This is a genomic window from Haladaptatus halobius (assembly GCF_020618475.1).
Classification (GTDB): Archaea; Halobacteriota; Halobacteria; order Halobacteriales; family Haladaptataceae; genus Haladaptatus; species Haladaptatus halobius.
Window position 1 is genome coordinate 2,685,379 of record NZ_CP085335.1, and the last position, 18,995, is coordinate 2,704,373.

The window sequence follows — 18,995 nt, forward strand, 5'->3', positions numbered from 1 at the left end:
ACCACTCTTCATCAATGAGCCTGGAAACGGTAGTTGAGGATATTCGAAACGAAGCCCGCGAGCGCGCGGAGGAGATTCGCGCAGAAGGCGAAACCCGCGCGGACGAGATAATCGCCGAGGCGGAGTCGGACGCCGAGGAGATTCTCGCGGCGAAAGAGCGCGACATCGAGAACCAGATCGAGCGAGAGCGAGAGCAGAAGCTCTCCAGCGCGAAGCTCGAAGCCAAGCAGAAGCGGCTGGAAGCCCGCCGTGACGTGTTGCAGGAAGTCCGCGCCGACGTGGAAGAGCGCATCGCCACCCTCGGCGGCGACGACCGCGAAGAACTGACGCGGTCGCTGCTCGACGCGGCGGCGGCGGAGTTCGAGGCGGGCCACACCGTCCGCGTGTACGGACGCGCCGACGACGAGGCGCTGCTCACCGACGTGATCGCCGACTACGACGGCTTCGAATACGCGGGCGAATACGACTGCCTCGGCGGCGTCGTCGCCGAGAGCGAAGCCTCTCGCGTTCGCGTGAACAACACGTTCGATTCGGTGCTCGAAGATGTCTGGGAGGAGAACCTCCAAGCAATCAGTTCGCGGCTGTTCGAGCAATGAGCACGACCGAAGGCACTTCGAACTACGAGTACGTCTCCGCGCGCGTCAAGGCGCGACGAGCGGCCCTGTTCGACGAGGAGGATTACCGAAAGCTCCTCCGCATGGGGCCGGGCGAGATCGCCCGGTTCATGGAGGAGACCGAGTACGAGGCCGAGGTCAACGCGCTCGGGGCGCGCTACGACGGCGTCGACCTCGTGGAGTACGCGCTGAACCGAAACCTCGCCAAGCACTTCGACGATTTGCTGGACTGGGCCGACGGGAAGCTGTACGTCCTCATCGCCCGGTATCTACGGAAGTTCGACGCGTGGAACGTCAAGACGGTGCTTCGAGGCATCTACGCGGACGCCGACAACCAGTCGGTTCGCGACGACATGATTCGGGCGGGCGAGTTCGACGAGACGCTGCTCGATCGACTGTCTGACGCGGGAACCATCGAGGACGTCGTCGAGATGCTCGACACGACCATCTTCGGCGACCACCTCGAAGCGGCCTACGAGGATTACGAGACCACCGAACTGCTGATTCCGCTGGAGAACGCGGTCGACCGCGCGTACTACGAAGGACTGATGGGAGGCGTTTCGGACACCGAGAACCGCGCGATGCAGCTGTACGTCGAGTTCTTGCAAGCCGAGATCGACTTCCGAAACGTCAGAAACGCGCTTCGAATCAGCCGAAGTGGCGCGAACATCGACCCCTCGGAGTACTTCATCGAGGGCGGTCGGCTGTTCAGCGCGACCGAGTTGGGACAGCTCGCGGGCAACACCGAGGAACTCATCGCCCAAATTCGTGACAGCTCGTACGGAAGCGAACTGGACGAGGCGCTGGACGAACTGAAGCGAGCCGACAGCCTCATCGGATTCGAGCACGCACTAGATGCTGCACTGCTCGAATACTCGAACCACCTCTCGCACGTGTTTCCGCTGTCGGTGTGTCCGGTACTCGCGTACGTGCTCGCCAAACAGCGCGAGGTGGACAACATCCGCGCCATCGCGCGAGGACGCGAAGCTGGACTGTCCGAGGACGAGATAGAAGAAGAACTGGTGATACTATGAGCCAGGAGATAGCCGTCATCGGAAGTTCGGAGTTCACGACCGGGTTCCGACTCGCAGGCGTCAGGAAGTTCGCGAACGTTCCGGACGACGAGAAGGAATCGGAACTGGACGACGCGGTCTCCGGAATGTTGGACGACGACGACGTGGGCATCATCGTGATGCACGACGACGACCTTGCACACCTCTCTCGTAACGTCAGGAGCGACGTGGAGACGAGCGTGGAACCCACCCTCGTGACGCTGGGTGGTGGCGCGGGAAGCGGCGGACTCCGCGACCAGATCAAGCGCGCAATCGGTATCGACCTCATGGACGAAGACGAACAAGGTGACAACGAATGAGCCAGGCAACAGACTCCGATGTCGTCCGCGAGGACGGCGTCATTCAGAGCGTGAGCGGTCCGGTCGTGACCGCCACGGACCTCGAAGCCCGGATGAACGACGTGGTGTACGTCGGCGAGGAAGGGCTGATGGGCGAGGTCATCGAAATCGAAGGAAACAGTACGACGATTCAGGTGTACGAGGAAACCTCGAACGTCGCCCCCGGCGAACCCGTCGAGAACACGGGGGAGCCGCTGTCGGTCGACCTCGGGCCGGGCATGCTGTACTCCATCTACGACGGAGTGCAGCGCCCGCTCGACGTGCTCGAAGAGAAGATGGGTGCGTTCCTCGACCGCGGTGTTGACGCACCCGGAATCGACCAGGAGAAGATGTGGGAGTTCACCCCCTCGGTCAAAGAGGGAGACGAAGTCGAAGCCGGCGACATCGTCGGCATCGTCCCCGAAACGGAGAGCATCGAGCACAAAGTGATGGTGCCGCCGGACTACGAGGGCGGCGAAGTCGTCGCCACGAAGGAAGGCAACTACGCCGTCACGGACACCGTCGTCGAACTCGACAACGGCGAAGAGATCCAGATGCAACAGGAGTGGCCGGTTCGTGAAGCGCGGCCCTCCGTCGACAAGCAGACGCCCCGGACGCCGCTCGTGTCCGGTCAGCGCATCCTGGACGGTCTGTTCCCCATCGCCAAGGGCGGGACGGCCGCGATTCCGGGGCCGTTCGGCTCCGGAAAGACGGTGACCCAGCACTCGCTCGCAAAGTGGGCCGACGCGGACATCGTCGTCTATGTCGGCTGCGGCGAGCGCGGCAACGAGATGACGGAAGTTATCGAGGACTTCCCGGAACTCGAAGACCCGCGAACTGGCAAACCGCTCATGTCGCGCACCTGCCTCATCGCTAACACGTCAAACATGCCCGTGGCCGCACGCGAGTCGTGCATCTACACGGGGATCACCATCGCGGAGTACTACCGCGACATGGGATACGACGTGGCGCTGATGGCCGACTCCACCTCGCGGTGGGCGGAGGCGATGCGCGAAATCTCCTCGCGTCTCGAGGAGATGCCCGGCGAAGAGGGGTATCCGGCGTACCTCGCCGCCCGCCTCGCCGAGTTCTACGAGCGCGCGGGTAAGTTCGAGAACATCAACGGGACGGAGGGTTCGGTGTCAGTTATCGGTGCGGTTAGTCCCCCCGGAGGGGACTTCTCCGAGCCGGTGACGCAGAATACCCTCCGTATCGTCAAGACGTTCTGGGCGCTGGACGCCGACCTCGCGGAACGGCGGCACTTCCCGTCCATCAACTGGGACGAGTCCTACTCGCTGTACAAAGACCAGCTCGACCCGTGGTACGAACAGAACGTCGAACCGGACTTCCCCGAGAAGCGCCAGTGGGCGACCGACGTGCTCGACGAGGAGGGCGAACTGCAGGAGATCGTCCAACTCGTCGGGAAGGACGCGCTACCGGAAGACCAGCAGCTCACCCTCGAAGTCGCGCGCTACCTGCGCGAGGGGTGGCTCCAGCAGAACGCGTTCCACGACGTGGACATGTTCTGTTCGCCGGAGAAAACCTACCGGATGCTCGAAGCGATCCAGACGTTCAACGAGGAGGCGTTCGCCGCGCTCGAAGCGGGCGTCCCCGTCGAAGAGATCACGGACATCGACGCCGCTCCGCGCCTGAACCGCATGGGGACGGCCGAGGAGTGGGACGACTTCATCAGCGAAGTCGAGGAAGACATCACCGAACAGCTCAGGGAGAAATACTGATGAAAGAATATCAGACCATTACGGAGATCAGCGGCCCGCTGGTGTTCGCCGAGGTCGACGAACCGATCGGCTACGACGAGATCGTCGAGATCGAGACGCCAGCCGGCGACACGCTGCGGGGACAGGTGCTCGAATCGAGCAAGGGACTCGTCTCGATTCAGGTGTTCGAAGGAACCGAAGGTATCGATCGCAAGTCGTCGGTTCGGTTCCTCGGCGAGACCATGAAGATGCCCGTCACGGAAGACCTGCTCGGACGCGTGCTCGACGGTTCCGGCAACCCCATAGACGGCGGCCCCGAAATCGTCCCGGACGAGCGCCGCGACATCGTGGGTGCGGCGATCAACCCCTACGCCCGCGAGTATCCCGAGGAGTTCATCCAGACCGGCGTGTCCGCCATCGACGGCATGAACACGCTGGTTCGCGGCCAGAAGCTCCCCATCTTCTCGGCGTCGGGACTGCCACACAACGAACTCGCGCTGCAGATCGCGCGACAGGCGAGCGTGCCGGAAGAAGCCGACGAAGAGGGCGAGGGCGGAAGTGAGTTCGCAGTGGTGTTCGGCGCGATGGGCATCACCGCGGAGGAGGCGAACGAGTTCATGGAGGACTTCGAGCGCACCGGTGCGCTGGAGCGCTCCGTGGTCTTCATGAACCTCGCGGACGACCCCGCAGTTGAGCGGACAGTCACGCCGCGTCTCGCGCTCACCACGGCGGAGTACCTCGCGTTCGACAAGGACTACCACGTGCTCGTCATCCTGACGGACATGACCAACTACTGTGAGGCACTGCGCGAAATCGGTGCCGCACGCGAAGAGGTGCCGGGTCGCCGTGGCTACCCAGGTTACATGTACACCGACCTCGCGCAACTGTACGAGCGCGCGGGTCGTATCGAGGGTCGCGAGGGATCCGTCACGCAGATTCCCATCCTCACGATGCCCGGCGACGACGACACGCACCCGATTCCCGACCTCACCGGCTACATCACCGAGGGTCAGATCTACATCGACCGCGACCTGAACTCGCAGGGAATCCAGCCGCCGATCAACCCGCTTCCCAGCCTGTCGCGGCTGATGGACGACGGTATCGGCGAGGGCCTTACGCGCGAAGACCACTCCGGCGTGTCCGACCAGATGTACGCGGCGTACGCGGAGGGTGAAGACCTGCGCGACCTCGTGAACATCGTCGGTCGTGAAGCGCTGAGCGAACGCGACAACCAGTACCTTGACTTCGCCGACCGCTTCGAGAAGGAGTTCGTCGACCAGGGCTTCGAGACGAACCGTAGCATCGAGGAGACGCTGACCATCGGCTGGGATCTCCTCAGCATGCTGCCGAAGGAGGAACTCAACCGCATCGACGAGGAGTACATCGAGAAGTACTACCCCGAAGAAGAGACGCCGGAAGTCGAAGAAGTCGCGGCCGACTAAGTCCATTTTACCCTCTCCGTATTCTCCCGTCGCAGTTCACGCGGAGACTGCCGTCTCTCGTGTGCGCCACTACCGCTTCGTACTGCGGCCCGTGTTCGATTGTGACGTTCTCCGCGGACAGGGTTGGGAAGTATTCTGTCTGCGGGAGGTAGTTCATCAGCACGACGCGGTACGTTTTCTCGGCGTCGAACGCGCCGTCATCGATTCGTAAATCGGCGACGTGGCCGCCGTCCAAGCGAACGCGAGCGCCGGAGAGGTGAAGATTGACGCCGTCCTCGTCGCCGAACGGTTCGCCGACCCATTCGAGTGCGGCACGGAGGTCGCCGCCGGTCAGTTCGAGTTCGACCAACGGCGTTTCGAAGGGAACGACGCCGATAGCGTCCGCGACCGTCACCGCGTCGGCGAGCGGCGGCCCTTCGCGCAGGGACGCGGAGTGGACGAGGCCGGCGTCCGCGCCCGTCTCCTCGCGGTAGACGTCAGTGACGAAGTTGCCGAGGCGACATTCGCCGCCAAACCTGACGTCCGCCGTGCGCTCGACGGGGTCGGCGACGGTGGCGACCACTTCGTTCAGTCCGACGGCGTTTCGACGGCAGCGGTACGTCGCCGCCGCCACGTTCTGGTCGGGCGGTGCGTCCGTGGTCGCGTGGAACGTCACGGTCGGCTCGTCGCCGTCGATGACGACCCCCACGATTTCGGTGCCGTTGCCGCCGGTTTGCACGAGTAGCGTTCCGTCGACGCGGCGAACCCGTCGAACGGTTTCGTGTCCGCAGGGCATCGAATCGACGTCGACCGCCGCCGCGAAGTCGAGGTCGTCGCCGAGGTGCGCGAGGCAGATAACGTAGTCGGCGCGGTCGCGGAGTGCCCGCAATTCGCGGATGGCCGCGGCGACGGGGTCGGTGAAGGTCGCATCGACCCCGCTCATCTTGGCCGTTTGCGGATGGGGCGACGCCGACGACGCCGACTCGATGGCTACCGACCTCGAAGCACGCGGACGGAGCGACCGAATCGAGACCCTATACGTTGGCACAGAGCCACTGCTGCGGCGTTCGGTCGGCGAGTTCGAGGGCACTGTCGGTTCCGTGGTCGAAGTCGTGGTTGCCGAACGTCTCAGCATCGGGGCGAACCGCATCGAAGAACGGTCGGGCCTGCGCTCGCCCCTTGTCGGTGACGAGCGCGAGCGATCCGAGCGCCGTGTTATCCCCCGCGCCGACGACCATCGTATTCTCGTCTCGAAGCTCGTTGATACACTCGGTGAGGCGGCCGACGTGCTCGGAATCGTCGTAGACGGTTTCGAGATCGGCGTAGTGGAGGACGCGAAGTGGTTGGCTTCCGTCAGCGTGTCCGTGCGGTGGATTCATATCGCGGGCGGCGTCCCGAGGGACACCGAATTATCGATGTGTTCTCGTCCCGTCGATATAAAATCCGGTCGTCGAATGGGCGTCACGTATCACGGTTCTCGGTGCCGCACGCACTGACGTAGCGAATCTCGACTGTAAAGAATTATCCCCTTCGAGTTTTTACCATCAAGCAAGATGGCTAAGGACGTCAAACCCACTCGGAAAGAACTGATGCAGATAGAGGATCGCATCGACCTCTCCGAGCGGGGCCACGGCACGCTGGAGAAGAAGCGTGACGGCCTCATCATGGAGTTCATGGACATCCTCGACCAAGCGCAGGACGTACGCTCCGGTCTCGAAGATGATTACGAACGCGCGCAACAGACCATCAACATGGCCCGCGCGATGGAGGGGGACGTGGCGGTTCGCGGGGCGGCCGCGGCTCTGCAAGAGCACCCCGAGATAACGACCGAGTCGAAGAACATCATGGGCGTCGTCGTCCCGCAGATCGAGTCGTCGAAGGTGAAGAAATCGCTCGACGAGCGGGGGTACGGCGTGCTTGGAACCAGCGCCCGCATCGACGAGACCGCGGACGCCTACGAGGAACTCATAGAGAGCGTCATCCTCGCCGCCGAGGTCGAGACGGCGATGAAGAAAATGCTCACGGAGATCGAGACGACGAAGCGCCGCGTCAACGCGCTGGAGTTCAAACTCCTGCCGGAACTGTACGAAGCGCAGGATTACATCGAGCAGAAACTCGAAGAACAGGAGCGCGAGGAGATCTTCCGGATGAAGAAGATCAAGGCGAAGAAAGAAGAAGAGGAGAAAGAAGAAAAACAGGCGCGCGAACCGGAACGCGCCGAAGGCGAAGTCGTCGTCACGAGCTAACTCCTCTCGATAGCGTTTTTCCTTCTGCCGTCGCACGAGTGGTATGACCCAGAGCAGAATCTACGCCGCCTACGAGCGACTGCTCGATAGATTCGTCGCGCGGGCCGAGACGGACTCCGCCCTGCGAGGAATCGTCGTCCTCGGGTCGCGTGCACGAGAACACCGACCGGCGGACGAGTGGTCCGATCTCGACCTGGTGGTCGTCACGACCGACCCGGAGAGCTATCTCTCGGAAACCGACTGGCTCTCCGAACTCGGAACGCCGATACTGACGTTTCTGGAACCGACCGCGACCGGAGACGGAACCGAGCGCCGTGTGCTATTCGACGGCGGCCTCGACGTGGATTTCGTGCCGGTCACCCCCGAACGAATCGTCCGGATGGAGCGCGATGGCTTCGAACCGGACACCGCTACAACGTTCGCCCGCGGCTTCCGCGTCGTCTACGACGAAGACGGAATCGGCGAGACGCTGGCCGCCGCAGTGCCGGACTCTCCACCCGAAACGGAACCCCCTTCGAGCGAGGAGTTTCACGAGTTGGTCGCCGACTTCTGGTATCACACGATTTGGATCGCGAAGAAGCTTCGACGCGGTGAACGGTGGACGGCGATGGGTTGCGTCGACGGCTACGTGAAACACGACTGTCTGCTTCCGATGGTTCGGTGGCACGCTCGCGCTCGAACCGACCGCGATACGTGGCACGGAGGGCGGTTTCTGGAGGAGTGGGCCGACGATAGAGTGGTGGACGAACTCGGCGATGCGTTCGCTCGCTACGATTCGGACGACCTCTGGCGGGCGCTGTTCGCCACGATGGAACTGTTTCGATGGGTGGCGGATGAGGTCGCGGATGAATTGGGATACGACTATCCGACGGCGGAGGATGCGGCGGTAACGGAGTTGGTGGAGGAACTTTTCGAAGGGAGAGACGACGCGAACTGAGGGTTTCGAGCAGCTCGTCGGAGCTTCGCTTCCTCGGTGCAGTTTTATCGAGGAGCGGTAGTGAGAGCCCTCGACTCCCGCAGCACCACGACGAGGAAAAAGGTTCGGACGAAAGGTGTCCCCTAGACGTATGTGAACCACTCTTCGTGGTCGTCGATGCGCCGGTTCACGAGGTCGAAGAAGCGCGACTGGAGCTCCTCCGTCACGGGGCCGCGACTACCGTTGCCGATTTCGACGTTGTCCACTTGCCGGATGGGCGTGATCTCCGCCGCGCTACCGGTGAAGAACAGTTCGTCGGCGGTGTGAAGTTCACCGCGGCTGATGGTTGCCTGGTCGTGGACTTTGTAGCCCATCTCCTCAGCCATCGTGATGACGCTGTTGCGAGTGATACCGTCGAGGATGCCTTCCGCGAGTCCGGGGGTGAAGATCTCGCCGTCGCGCACGAGGAAGATGTTCTCGCCGGGGCCTTCCGCGACGTTGCCCTCCTTGTTCAGGACGATGGCTTCCACGAAGCCGTTTCGTCGGGCTTCCTCGCCGGCGAGCAAGCTGTTGACGTACAGGCCAGTCGTCTTGGCGTTCGTCGGAATCTGGCTGGATGAGTGTTTGCGCCACGACGAGACCATCACTTTCACGCCGTTTTCGAGCGCCTCCTCGCCGAGGTACGCGCCCCACGGCCACGCGGCGATCGCCACGTCGGTCGGACAGTCGCTGGGGCTGACGCCGAGGCTGTGATAACCGTAGTAGGCGATTGGTCGGATGTAACAGGAGCGGAGGTTCTGCCGGTCGAGGAGTTCGAGCGTCGCCTCCGTGAGCACCTCCGGTTCGTACTCGACCTCCATATTGTACGGTTTACAGGAGCTGTAGAGGCGTTCTAAGTGTTTTTCCCACCGGAAGATGGCGGGGCCGTTCTCGGTGTCGTAACAGCGTACCCCTTCGAACACGCCCGTCCCGTAGTGTAGCCCGTGGCTGAGGACGTGGATGTTCGCATCGTCCCAGTCGACGAATTCGCCGTTCATCCAGATGGTGTCCACGTCCATCTCGTCAAAGCTCATACGTCCGTCCCATCGAAGGCCACGGTAATGAGTTTTGGCGATTGTCGCTGGACGATTGTTGTGGATTACTCTCCGCTGAGTAATCGGTCGAAAAATGAGTCGGGTTAGCGTCCGGCAGGCCGTGCCGCACTGCGCCGATCGGAGCCCCGTACAGCCACGATCCGATCACACCGCCGATGATGCCGGGAATCGCAGCGACCATGACGAACAGCACGCCGTAACCGAACAACCCAATCGCCGGAATCGGTCCAGCCATCAATCCCGCGAGGATCAAGATGACGAGTGCTACGATGGCCCCTACGGCAATTGCGATACCACCGTTAAGCGCACCATCATCGAGTCTGCTCCCGGCGACGTAACCGGCTATGATGCCCCCGATGATGTCGGTCAAACCCGCACCGACGATGGGTAAGGTCATGTCGGTGAATGGGAGGGCTGCTCCGCTGAGCAGGCCGACGATGATGGTTGCGACGATTCCGTGTACAACAGCTCTGAGTTAAAAAGTCCATATATGTAGTATCGATTCGTAAAACGGTGAATATTTTTCATAATTACGAGACGTATTCGGAAATTACCGCAATCTAACGGAGAAAATTTCGTTACAGGAGTAATGGATTGCGCTCTCAGCGAGGAAAAGGAACTATTCAGCCCAACAACTCGATGACCTGCGACCCTTCGAGATACGGGAATCCGTGGCGCTCCGCGTACGCTCGGGCGTCCTCGGGCGAGAGCGGCCCTCCGGTCTGGTCGTCCAGCATCTCGCAGACGACGACGGCAGGTGCGTTGTCGGCGGCGTCCGCCAGCGCGATGCCGAGTTCGGTATGACCTTGTCGCTCGGCGAGGAGGGCGGGAGCAGCGCGCAAGAGGTGGATGTGGCCCGGCGCGCGGAACTCGGTGGCGAAGTCGGTTTCGTGGGGAGCGTTCGCCGCGGCGGCGAGTTCCGTGATAGTCAGCGCGCGGTCGTCGTCCGTGATGCCGGTGTAAGTGTCGCGGTGGTTGACGGTGAGCGAGAACGACGACCGGGAATCGTAGCCGAGGTTGTGCCCCTCGCTCGCGGGGTGGTCGATGATCTCGTCCATGTATGCGAGGTCGAACGCTTCGGCCACGTCGTGCGAAAGCGCTACGCAGACCAGCCCTCCGGCGTCGTTTCGGAGGCGCGAGACCGCTTCGGATGTGACCGCCTCCGCCGGGTAGATGAGATCGGTTTCGCCCTCGCGGTCGGCTGCGTCGTGGACGAGCACTGGCGATCCGTCGCGGAACGCTTCGACCGCCTGTTCGACCGTTGCGGCAGCGGTCTGGCTCATGGTGCCTCCTCGACGTGCACCGTGACGTGGTCGTCGTCCGCCAGTCCAAGTTCGTCACGGAGTTTCTCGGGGGCGATGAGTTCCAACTGGCCTTCGTCGTGGTGGGTTCGTTCGGGCGCGATGACGTGCGCCTGCTCGTAGGACTCCCCGTCGGTCGTCTCCACTGTGGCGGGGTAACAGACCGCGGGGCCGTAGGTTCGGTCGCCGTCCTCCCATCCGTCGATGGGGACGGGGTCGAGTGCGTCCATCGCGGAGCGAGCGCGGACACTCTCGGTGGAGAGTTCGACGTTCAACGTCCCGGGGAACGGTTCGTAGCCCAGTCGCTCGACGAACTGCTCCATGTAGCCCGAGAGAGAGATGTAGTGGCGGCCCTCACCCATTCCGCCCGTAACCGTGCCCGAGAGGTCAACGCCGGAGAGATTCTCGAAGATGCGCCGGTAGTCCTCGTACTCGCGTTTCAGTTCCCACTCGCCGTCGTCGGTGATGGCGACCCACTGCCCGTTGCTGACGATTTCGCGGGTGACGAGACCTGCGTCGTCCAATCGCTGGAGGCGACGCGATGCGGTCTGATTGGACGCGTCGAGGCGATCCGCGAGGTCGGCGCAGGACACCTTGACCTCGCTTTCGAGTGCCCCGTCGAGGGCGAGAAGCTTCAGCGCGGCGAGTTCGTCGTACCCGACCACGAGCGATGTCGCTGGCATACTCGTAACTGTGCGCTTCTCTCCTTTAAGCATATCGGCATCGAGATGCGTAACAGAATTGTGATGGTGCGTCGCGGAGTGAGTAGTCGGGGTAACAGATAGCGGGGCATATCATCTAAATTTACTGGTTTCGCGGTGAACTGGGAAGGAGGGGTTGAAAACAGACCATCCGGCGCACTCCGAGACGTCTTCGCTATCGACGAAACGTCGAGAACGAACCGGATTCCAGCAAACAGTAGACGGTTTTCACTCACCTAACCGCTTCCAACTCACGGAGTCTCGCTCCCAGAACTCGCTATCCTTCTTCAGCTTCGGCACCCACGTATCCTCGGTCTTCGAGAGCAGGGCGACCCGCGAAGCGGGCACCTGTTTCAGCACGTCGTGTTCCGGCATGTGTTCCTCAACCTCCTCGGTGAATTCGACGACTTCTTCGTGCTCCAACATCGCCGAGCGGTCGAGACGACCGCGCGAGTGCCCGACGTGCATGTACGCCTTGAGTTCCACGAAATCCGTGTCGGCGCGCTCGTAGAATGCGGCGTACCAGTCCGGGTTGTCGACGTTCTCCCCGCCGACGAGCGTGGTGCGGAGCACGGTTCGCGTCTCGTCTTTCTCGGCCAGCACGTCCATCGTGTCGATGAGCCGTTCCCACGCGTCGTCGTCCACCGCCCGAACCACGTGATCGAAGGTGGCACGGTCTGCGGCGTCCACGCTGACGTAGAGTTGCGTCGGGTCGCACTCCGCCAGCATCTCTGGGTTCGTCCCGTTGCTCACGAGGAAGGTGGTGATATCCCGGTCGTGGAACGCCTCGATAAGTTCCGGCAGGTACGGGTAGAGCGTCGGTTCGCCGTCTAGCGAGATGGCGACGTGGCGCGGTTCCATCGACTCCTCAAACACTTCGCGCGGGACTTCGTCGTTTCCGCCGAATCCGGAGAGGAGTTTGCGCTGGAGGCGGATGCTAGCATCGACAACCGCCTCGGGGTCGTCCCACTCCACGTCGCCCAGTTCGTAGGCGTGTCCGCGGTGGTCGCGCCAGCAGAAGACGCAGCGTTCGTTGCACTTCACCACCGGCGTCATCTGGATGCAGCGGTGGGACTCGATGCCGTAGAAGATGTTCTTGTAGCACTTACCCTCTTCTCGCAGGGCGTTGGCCGTCCACCCGCAGGTCTGGGCTGCGGTGTGGTTCTCGTGGTGGTAGTTCGGGCTGTCTACCTGTTTCGGCCCGTCGGGCTCGCTCATTAGGGTGACAGATGCAGCCCAGACCTAAAACGTTCTTTCCTCCGAGACGCAATCCTCGTGTCTCCCTACGATGGTCGAATCCAGCGGGGCGAGCCCGTCAGGTGGACTCGACGAAGATATCCACGACGCCGCCTCGTCCGGCCAGCGTCACCGTCGCGCCGACGAAATCGTCGTTCGCATCGGTCGCGTAGGACACGTCCCGAATACCGCCACCACGCCGTCCGAACGCGAGCTTCGGCGGGTCGGCGTAGGGTTTCTCGAACTCGACCCGAATCGCGTCTCTTCGACCGTCGGGCGTGAGACCGCGGTACGCGTCCACGGCGGGAGAGTGACCTGCGACCGCCGATGTCGCCGAACCGATGCGCCACGGATTCGGCCCGTCGGCGTCGGCCCAGTTGTCCTCGTAGCGATTCCGTCCCGCGCCGTCGCGTTCGACTATCGCGGGCGCTCCCGACCGGAAGACGTAGTTCCGTCGGACGTTCACGCCCGAATCTCCGACGAGGATGCCCGGCGACGTTCCGCCGCTTCGGCCGAACTCCTTGAGGTAGTTGTCGGCGATGACATGGCGGGCGAGGGTCGAGGCGTTCCGCGAGGCGATGCCCGCACCACCGACCCGACGGACGCGATTCCCGCTAACGGTCACGTACCGGGCGTCGTCGAGGCGGATACCCTCTCCCGCGGCCCCGTCCACGTAATTATCTCGAACGACGCCGTCCGTCCCTCCCGCGACCCGTATCCCCGATTGACCGGCGTCGTAGACGGCGTTGTCGCTGACAGTGAAATCCTCGATACCGCCGCCGACATCGATGCCCCGCCCGGCGTAGTCGTACAGGTCGTTGTCCCTGACGGTCACGTCCTTGGCGCGCTCGATGGCGAGCGAGATGCCGGAGAACTTCCCCTTCTCCGATTGAACGCTCACGTTACCCGCTATCTGGATACCCCGGAGCGTCTGTCCGAAGCCGATGAGACACAGCGACTTGTGCTCGCCGAAGCCGAGGTTGTCCGAGACGTCGAAGTAGCCGACGTTCGACTCCTGGCGACCCCCGCTCGCGCCGACCAGCGCGCCCTGCGGATTACCGCCCATCACGTTCCCCCGCACGAGGACGTTGGTGGCGTGGCGTTCGTCGGGCACCCACGCGTCCAGCGCGACGGAGTGGTCGAAGCCATTTACGACGGTGTTACCGACCACCGCGATACGGTCGCCAGCGAGCTGGATTCCCCGGTCGCCGATGTCGTAGACGTAGTTGTTCGACACGCCAACGTCAGTAGCCCGGCGCTCGACGCTGATACCGCTCCCGCCCGTGTTGTGCTCGTGGTACGGGTGAGTTCGAGTCACCGAGTTGCCCGACAGCAGAACCTCGGCTGTGTCGCGGACGACGAACCCGTGGAGTCGTTTGGCGCTCGGACGCTGTCCGCCGGGGTTGCCGTGATAGCCGATGTCGTGTACCTCGACGTTCTCGCAGTGACCGTCGTGTCCGATTCGGATTCCACCGACGTTCGCACCGTCCGCGGGCATCACGAGTCGCCGGACGCCCGGCCCGATTACGGTTACCCCGTCGACGTCGATATCGAGCCACCGCGTGGTACGGTACGGCGCTCCCTCGTCGCTTATCCAGACGTTCTCCCCGGGCGAGAGGTTTTCGAAGGTGCGTTCGAGTTGTTCCCGAGTGGTGACGACCGTATCCGGAAACGGAAACCGGGACTGTCGACGGGACTCCCCACCGGACTCGGTCGCGGCCTGTCCCGTCGCGGCCGCGAGTAGGCCCGAGAGCACGTCTCTACGCGACGGGTCGACCATTTATTCCCTCCGTTGGTCTACCGCACGTTCTCCCCGCTCGGTCGATTCGTCGTCCGTTTCTGTCGCGTCCGCATTCCGTGTATTCAGAGTCGGTTCGTAGTATCATCGAATCCCCACCCCGGTCTAGCGTCGGCAAGAGGCCCCGTTGCGGCTCTGTGGCTACGACCCTGCCGATTCGACGCGGTGGAGTCGGTTCGAGCGCCCGTTGGTTAGTCGCTCTGGGCGACCACCAAGGTCGTCGAACATCAGGGTGTACAAACACAGTTCAGACCGAAAGCGTTCGTTCCTCCCGTTTCAGCGTCGAAGTCCTCACACAACTCCTTTACCGATGGACGACGCCTTCCCGAGCATGAATTTCGACGCCGACCGACTCGAAGCGCGATTGATGAGCCACGGCGTGTACGTCACGTCACTCGATTACGACGATGAAGGTATAGAGATCGAGTACGAATCGATCGCCGCCGGACGAACGGACGCAGTTCCGCACCGAGAGGTCGGTCGCGTCATCAACGTGGTTCGTGACCTGACCGAAACGCCGGGGAACCTCCACGGGTCGGTGACCGACCTCGACGGCGAGTGGGTAGGGAGTTGGCGGGCCGACGGCCAGTGGCTTCGGGCGCTCGAAGACGATGACCTTTCGGAGGTGGATTTCTCCCAGCGAGTGATCGAGACGATAGACGATTCGTGAGGTGAGTTCGATTTTCCGTCTTCGGTCGTCCTCGCGACGGGTTCGCACCCGAGTCAGCGCTGAAGTTCGCCGACATGCTCCGGTGGGGGGGCGAAGCGACCCCTGAACGAGGAAAGTTGATAGCCGAGCGCGGCGAACTAGCTACCGCGATTACGCGGGGGTTCAAATGGGGGGAAACGAGAGCTTCGGGTTCGAAGGAGTGCTGGGTACTGCGCTGCGGAGCGTGCGATCCGAACTGCAACTGGCGTTCGTCGTCTTCGTCGCGGGATTTCTGGCGACGTTCTACGCCCTCCGCCTCTGGGTGTGGCCCGCGCTCGCGCGGCGACTCCTGAAAACGACGGCGGTCGTCGTCGCGGTGACGCCGTTCGACGTGGTGCTCTTGCAGGCGAAGATCGGTGTCATCGCTGGCTTGTTATCGGCGGTAGGATGGATTCTCTATCGTTTTCGGGGGCGACTACGAACACGTGGCGTCTCGTTTCCGGGCGGACGACGGACGCAGGTGCTCGTCGCTGTACTGGCGGTCGGCCTGTTCGTCGGCGGGGTCGCCTACGCTTACGTCGTCTTCCTCCCGCTCCTGTTCGACTTCCTCGTGAGCAACGCGATAGCGGCGGGGTTCCAGCCGACCTACTCCATCGTCGAGTGGACACAGTTCGTCTTCCTGTTGACGCTCGTGCTAGGGCTGACCGCCGAACTCCCGCTCGTGATGGGCGGACTGGTGTACGCCGACGTCGTCTCCGCCGACCTGTTCCGGAGCTACTGGCGACACGCCGTCTTCGCCATCGTCGTCGTCAGTTCGATCGTGAACGGATCGCCAGACCCCTTTTCGATGTCGCTCGTGGCGATTCCGATGACGGCTCTCTACTTCGTCGGAATCGGATGCGCGAGGGCCGTAGAATGGAGCGGTCGCGCGCGAGCGCAGTACGGGCGACCCGGTTCTGACGGAATCGACCTCGCGACGCTCGACGCGGCAGGGATTCGCGTCGCGCCGCCTGAAGCGTTCGCCGTCCTTACGGAACACGAGGCGCTCGAACTCGCCGATGTCGCGCTCGACGCCGGCGATTCTGAGAAGGCGGAAGCGATTCTCGACCGATTCGACGAACGTGAGGGAGTGTCGGAGATGCCGGCGTCGTCGGTATCGTCCGCACCACCGTCTCCGCCGTCGCCCTCCGATACGGTCCAGCGAACCGCGAGTAGGATGGCGGCGGCGTTCGCCGAGGAGGAAACGATCGAGGACGACATCGGCGGATACTACTACGACCTCCGGTTCGTCGTCGGGAGTCTCAGGAGCAAGTCGTTCCGCATCGTCGGCGCGTTCATGCTCGTCGTCGGGTCGGTGTTCATGTTCCTCTACGGGGGCGGCATCGGCGCTATCAAACGCGACTTCCTCGCGCATCTTCCGGCGGGTTTCCAGCCCGGCGACGTGAATATCGTCCTCTTGCACCCCGTCGAGGCGCTCGCCTTCGAGATGAAGGTCAGTCTCGTCGTGGGGGTCGTCGCGGTGCTCCCGTTGGTGCTGTACTACGTGTGGCCGGCCGTCGAATCGAGGGGGCTAGCTCGTGCCGACCGCGGCGTGTTCCTCGTCTGGGCGGGCGTGCTGGCCGCCGGACTCCTCGGCGGAAGCGTCGTCGGCTATCGGTACATCGCGCCGGCGGTCGTCTCCTACCTCGTCGCCGACGCGCTCGCCGCGGATATGGTCATCGCGTACCGCACCGCGGCGTTCTTCTGGCTCGTCTTCGCGACGACGGTGGGGGTGGGGCTGCTGGTCGAGATTCCGCTCACGATGCTGTTGTTCCACCACGGCGGGGTCGCCACCTACCGGACGATGCGGACGCGCTGGCGAGAGGTCACCGTCGGCGTTCTGGTCGGAGCGTCGCTCCTGCCGGGAACCGTACTGGTCATGCTCGGCGTCGGAGGTGCGGTGATGCTGGCGTACGGCGTCGGTCTCGGCGTGCTCTGGATCGATTCGCTCGGCGAGCGATTGGTTCGGGCAACCAGCTGAGGCGTCGTGACGTTCAGAAACCCATTTACCGGCTGACTCGGAACGAACTGGTATGTTCCTGACCTTCAGGGAGGAAGTCGAGGACGCCCTTCGCGGGGCGCTCGAATCTCTCGACCTCCCGACCGACGACCTCGGAATCGAGACGCCCCCGGAGGGCGTGGACGCCGTACTCGCCTCCAGCGCGGCGTTCCGACTCGCCGGGGAGGTGGGCGCACCCCCGCCGAAAGTCGCGAGCGACATCGCAGAAGAGATCGACGCCGAGGGGTACGACCACGTCGCCGCCGTGACCGCACGGGGCCCCTACGTCAACTTCCTGCCGAGCGGTGCGTACTACAACGAAACCGTCGAAACGGCGCAGGACGAGGAGTACGGTCGCCTCGAACCGACCGGGACGAGCGTCGTGGTCGAACACACCAGCGCGAATCCGACCGGTCCGATTCACGTCGGGCGCGCCCGCAACCCCATCACGGGCGACGCAATCGCTCGAATCCTGGATTTCGCGGGTCACGACGTCGACCGCCACTACTACGTCAACGACGCGGGTCGCCAGATGGCCGTGTTCACGTGGGCCTATGAGACGTTCGACGAGGACGACCTGCCGGAACCGGAGCGCGAGCGCGCCGATTACGACCTCGTGCGCTACTACCGCAAGGGCAACGCCTACCTCGAAGACGCCGACCCGGAGGACGTAGAGAAAGCCGAAACCGAGATTCAGGCCATTCTGCAAGGGTTGGAGGACGGCGACGAAGCGACCTACGAGCGCGTCGGCGACGTGGTCGATACCGTCCTCTCCGGAATGCGCGTCACGTTAGACCGCCTTCCCGCTGAATTCGACGAGTTCGTCAAGGAGACGCGGTTCATGCGCGACGGGAGCACCGACGACGTGGTCTCGCGCCTGAAGGAAACGGAGTACGCGGTGTACGAGGACGACGCGTGGCAACTCGACCTCTCGGAGTTTGGCTTCGAGAAGAAACTGGTCTTCCTGCGCTCGGACGGCACCAGCCTCTACACGACCCGCGACCTGGCGCACCACGAGTGGAAGTTCGAGAACTACGACCGCGCCGTCACCGTCATCGGCGAAGACCACAAGCTACAGGGCGAACAGCTCGCGCAGGCGTTAGAAATTCTCGGTAACGAAACCGAGCAGCTGACGACGTTCCACTACTCGTGGGTCAATCTCCCCGAAGGCGGGATGAGCACCCGTCACGGGACGGGCATCGACATGGACGACCTGCTGGACGAGGCCGAAAAGCGCGCTCGCAGGGAGGTCGAAACACGCATGGACGACCGCATCCGCGACGACGACCTCTCGGAGGCGGACGTCGACCGCATCGCCCGCCAAGTGGGTATCGGCGCAGTGCGCTACGACATCATCTCGAAACAGCCCACGAAGACCATCACCTTCGAGTGGGATCGCGCGCTCGATTTCGAGGCCCAGAGCGCGCCCTACGTCCAGTACGTCCACGCGCGCTGTTGTGGCATCATCGCGGAAGCGGGTGGAGACGTTCCCACCGAAATCGACCCTTCACTCCTCGACACCGAGGAAGAACGCGAACTCATCGAGGTCATCGCCCGGTTCCCCCGCGTAATCGAAGAAGCCGCGGACGATCTCGAACCGCACGCCGTCGCCACCTATACCCGTCAGTTCGCGGAGGTGTTCAACGCGTTCTACCGTGAATGCCCCGTCCTCACGGCGGAGGCCGACGACCTGCGTGACGCCCGCCTCGCGCTGGTCGCCGCCGCGAAACACACCGTCGCCAACGCGTTAGGCGTCATCGGCGTCGAAGCACCCGAGTCGATGTGAACGAACCCCGGTGACGCGAACAGGTCGCCTCCGACGAACAGTATCGCACCCGCGCCGAGACCGAGCGCGACCAGCACGAACAGAACG

At 63.2% G+C, this 18,995-nt stretch carries 18 protein-coding genes; 10 read left to right on the forward strand and 8 right to left on the reverse strand.

Annotated features, from left to right (window positions below; translation table 11 throughout):
• Positions 1–14: 14 nt before the first annotated feature.
• The 5 genes from LIW51_RS15685 to LIW51_RS15705 are packed head-to-tail and all read left to right on the forward strand — an operon-like array spanning position 15 to position 5,164.
• Positions 15–596, forward strand: coding sequence for a V-type ATP synthase subunit E (locus LIW51_RS15685; protein ID WP_227375032.1), 582 nt, complete (start codon positions 15–17; stop codon positions 594–596).
• Positions 593–1,648: a V-type ATP synthase subunit C gene (locus tag LIW51_RS15690; RefSeq protein WP_227375033.1), complete on the forward strand. Its 1,056-nt coding sequence runs from the start codon at positions 593–595 to the stop codon at positions 1,646–1,648. The genes LIW51_RS15685 and LIW51_RS15690 overlap by 4 nt, the downstream gene beginning before the upstream one ends.
• Entirely contained in the window at positions 1,645–1,986 is a 342-nt protein-coding gene (locus tag LIW51_RS15695; protein ID WP_227375034.1) for a V-type ATP synthase subunit F, read from the forward strand. The genes LIW51_RS15690 and LIW51_RS15695 overlap by 4 nt, the downstream gene beginning before the upstream one ends.
• Positions 1,983–3,743 carry an ATP synthase subunit A gene (locus tag LIW51_RS15700; RefSeq protein ID WP_227375035.1) on the forward strand — a complete coding sequence of 587 codons (1,761 nt, stop codon included), beginning with the start codon at positions 1,983–1,985 and terminating at the stop codon, positions 3,741–3,743. The genes LIW51_RS15695 and LIW51_RS15700 overlap by 4 nt, the downstream gene beginning before the upstream one ends.
• Positions 3,743–5,164 (forward strand): ATP synthase subunit B, encoded by a 1,422-nt coding sequence (locus LIW51_RS15705; protein WP_227375036.1) that lies wholly within the window; start codon positions 3,743–3,745, stop codon positions 5,162–5,164. Before LIW51_RS15700 ends, LIW51_RS15705 begins: the two co-directional genes overlap by 1 nt.
• A 7-nt stretch (positions 5,165–5,171) precedes the next feature.
• Here LIW51_RS15705 and LIW51_RS15710 read toward each other — a convergent pair whose 3' ends face one another.
• Positions 5,172–6,191 carry a 5'-nucleotidase C-terminal domain-containing protein gene (locus tag LIW51_RS15710; protein ID WP_227375037.1) on the reverse strand — a complete coding sequence of 340 codons (1,020 nt, stop codon included), beginning with the start codon at positions 6,189–6,191 and terminating at the stop codon, positions 5,172–5,174.
• Entirely contained in the window at positions 6,178–6,522 is a 345-nt protein-coding gene (locus LIW51_RS15715; RefSeq protein ID WP_227375038.1) for a metallophosphoesterase family protein, read from the reverse strand. The genes LIW51_RS15710 and LIW51_RS15715 overlap by 14 nt, the downstream gene beginning before the upstream one ends.
• Before the next feature lie 174 nt (positions 6,523–6,696).
• On the opposite strand from LIW51_RS15715, the gene LIW51_RS15720 reads away from it, so the two are divergent.
• Positions 6,697–7,389: a V-type ATP synthase subunit D gene (locus LIW51_RS15720; protein ID WP_227375039.1), complete on the forward strand. Its 693-nt coding sequence runs from the start codon at positions 6,697–6,699 to the stop codon at positions 7,387–7,389.
• 43 nt (positions 7,390–7,432) lie between these two features.
• Positions 7,433–8,326: an aminoglycoside 6-adenylyltransferase gene (locus tag LIW51_RS15725; RefSeq protein WP_227375040.1), complete on the forward strand. Its 894-nt coding sequence runs from the start codon at positions 7,433–7,435 to the stop codon at positions 8,324–8,326.
• Between the two features lie 122 nt (positions 8,327–8,448).
• Here LIW51_RS15725 and LIW51_RS15730 read toward each other — a convergent pair whose 3' ends face one another.
• The 6 genes from LIW51_RS15730 to LIW51_RS15755 form a co-directional block, all read right to left on the reverse strand.
• Positions 8,449–9,378 carry a branched-chain amino acid transaminase gene (locus LIW51_RS15730; RefSeq protein WP_227375041.1) on the reverse strand — a complete coding sequence of 310 codons (930 nt, stop codon included), beginning with the start codon at positions 9,376–9,378 and terminating at the stop codon, positions 8,449–8,451.
• On the reverse strand, positions 9,368–9,853 hold the full coding sequence (locus LIW51_RS15735) for a DUF5518 domain-containing protein (protein WP_227376821.1): 486 nt from the start codon (positions 9,851–9,853) through the stop codon (positions 9,368–9,370). Before LIW51_RS15735 ends, LIW51_RS15730 begins: the two co-directional genes overlap by 11 nt.
• Positions 9,854–10,022: 169 nt before the next feature.
• A complete protein-coding gene (ribB, locus tag LIW51_RS15740; RefSeq protein WP_227375042.1) occupies positions 10,023–10,682 on the reverse strand; it encodes a 3,4-dihydroxy-2-butanone-4-phosphate synthase in 660 nt (219 codons plus the stop codon).
• Positions 10,679–11,383: a DUF120 domain-containing protein gene (locus LIW51_RS15745; protein WP_227375043.1), complete on the reverse strand. Its 705-nt coding sequence runs from the start codon at positions 11,381–11,383 to the stop codon at positions 10,679–10,681. Before LIW51_RS15745 ends, ribB begins: the two co-directional genes overlap by 4 nt.
• Before the next feature lie 246 nt (positions 11,384–11,629).
• On the reverse strand, positions 11,630–12,619 hold the full coding sequence (twy1, locus tag LIW51_RS15750; protein WP_227375044.1) for a 4-demethylwyosine synthase TYW1: 990 nt from the start codon (positions 12,617–12,619) through the stop codon (positions 11,630–11,632).
• A 97-nt stretch (positions 12,620–12,716) separates the two neighbouring features.
• On the reverse strand, positions 12,717–14,417 hold the full coding sequence (locus tag LIW51_RS15755) for a right-handed parallel beta-helix repeat-containing protein (protein WP_227375045.1): 1,701 nt from the start codon (positions 14,415–14,417) through the stop codon (positions 12,717–12,719).
• Positions 14,418–14,766: 349 nt separating this feature from the next.
• On the opposite strand from LIW51_RS15755, the gene LIW51_RS15760 reads away from it, so the two are divergent.
• The 3 genes from LIW51_RS15760 to argS all read left to right on the forward strand — a co-directional run bounded on the left by LIW51_RS15760 (position 14,767) and on the right by argS (position 18,908).
• Complete coding sequence (locus tag LIW51_RS15760) at positions 14,767–15,105, forward strand: DUF8159 domain-containing protein (RefSeq protein WP_227375046.1); 339 nt, start codon at positions 14,767–14,769, stop codon at positions 15,103–15,105.
• A gap of 166 nt (positions 15,106–15,271) precedes the next feature.
• Entirely contained in the window at positions 15,272–17,104 is a 1,833-nt protein-coding gene (locus LIW51_RS15765) for a twin-arginine translocase subunit TatC (RefSeq protein WP_227375047.1), read from the forward strand.
• 52 nt (positions 17,105–17,156) lie between these two features.
• Entirely contained in the window at positions 17,157–18,908 is a 1,752-nt protein-coding gene (gene argS / locus LIW51_RS15770; protein ID WP_227375048.1) for an arginine--tRNA ligase, read from the forward strand.
• Positions 18,909–18,995 lie beyond the last annotated feature (87 nt).

Excerpts from the sequence above, each read along its gene's own strand:
- LIW51_RS15685 (WP_227375032.1), top strand. The coding sequence starts at position 15 with ATGAGCCTGGAAACGGTAGTTGAGGATATTCGAAACGAAGCCCGCGAG.
- LIW51_RS15690 (WP_227375033.1), top strand. The coding sequence starts at position 593 with ATGAGCACGACCGAAGGCACTTCGAACTACGAGTACGTCTCCGCGCGC.
- LIW51_RS15695 (WP_227375034.1), top strand. The coding sequence starts at position 1,645 with ATGAGCCAGGAGATAGCCGTCATCGGAAGTTCGGAGTTCACGACCGGG.
- LIW51_RS15700 (WP_227375035.1), top strand. The coding sequence starts at position 1,983 with ATGAGCCAGGCAACAGACTCCGATGTCGTCCGCGAGGACGGCGTCATT.
- LIW51_RS15705 (WP_227375036.1), top strand. The coding sequence starts at position 3,743 with ATGAAAGAATATCAGACCATTACGGAGATCAGCGGCCCGCTGGTGTTC.
- LIW51_RS15715 (WP_227375038.1), bottom strand. The coding sequence starts at position 6,522 with ATGAATCCACCGCACGGACACGCTGACGGAAGCCAACCACTTCGCGTC.
- LIW51_RS15720 (WP_227375039.1), top strand. The coding sequence starts at position 6,697 with ATGGCTAAGGACGTCAAACCCACTCGGAAAGAACTGATGCAGATAGAG.
- LIW51_RS15725 (WP_227375040.1), top strand. The coding sequence starts at position 7,433 with ATGACCCAGAGCAGAATCTACGCCGCCTACGAGCGACTGCTCGATAGA.
- LIW51_RS15730 (WP_227375041.1), bottom strand. The coding sequence starts at position 9,378 with ATGAGCTTTGACGAGATGGACGTGGACACCATCTGGATGAACGGCGAA.
- ribB (WP_227375042.1), bottom strand. The coding sequence starts at position 10,682 with ATGAGCCAGACCGCTGCCGCAACGGTCGAACAGGCGGTCGAAGCGTTC.
- LIW51_RS15745 (WP_227375043.1), bottom strand. The coding sequence starts at position 11,383 with ATGCCAGCGACATCGCTCGTGGTCGGGTACGACGAACTCGCCGCGCTG.
- twy1 (WP_227375044.1), bottom strand. The coding sequence starts at position 12,619 with ATGAGCGAGCCCGACGGGCCGAAACAGGTAGACAGCCCGAACTACCAC.
- LIW51_RS15755 (WP_227375045.1), bottom strand. The coding sequence starts at position 14,417 with ATGGTCGACCCGTCGCGTAGAGACGTGCTCTCGGGCCTACTCGCGGCC.
- LIW51_RS15760 (WP_227375046.1), top strand. The coding sequence starts at position 14,767 with ATGAATTTCGACGCCGACCGACTCGAAGCGCGATTGATGAGCCACGGC.
- LIW51_RS15765 (WP_227375047.1), top strand. The coding sequence starts at position 15,272 with ATGGGGGGAAACGAGAGCTTCGGGTTCGAAGGAGTGCTGGGTACTGCG.
- argS (WP_227375048.1), top strand. The coding sequence starts at position 17,157 with ATGTTCCTGACCTTCAGGGAGGAAGTCGAGGACGCCCTTCGCGGGGCG.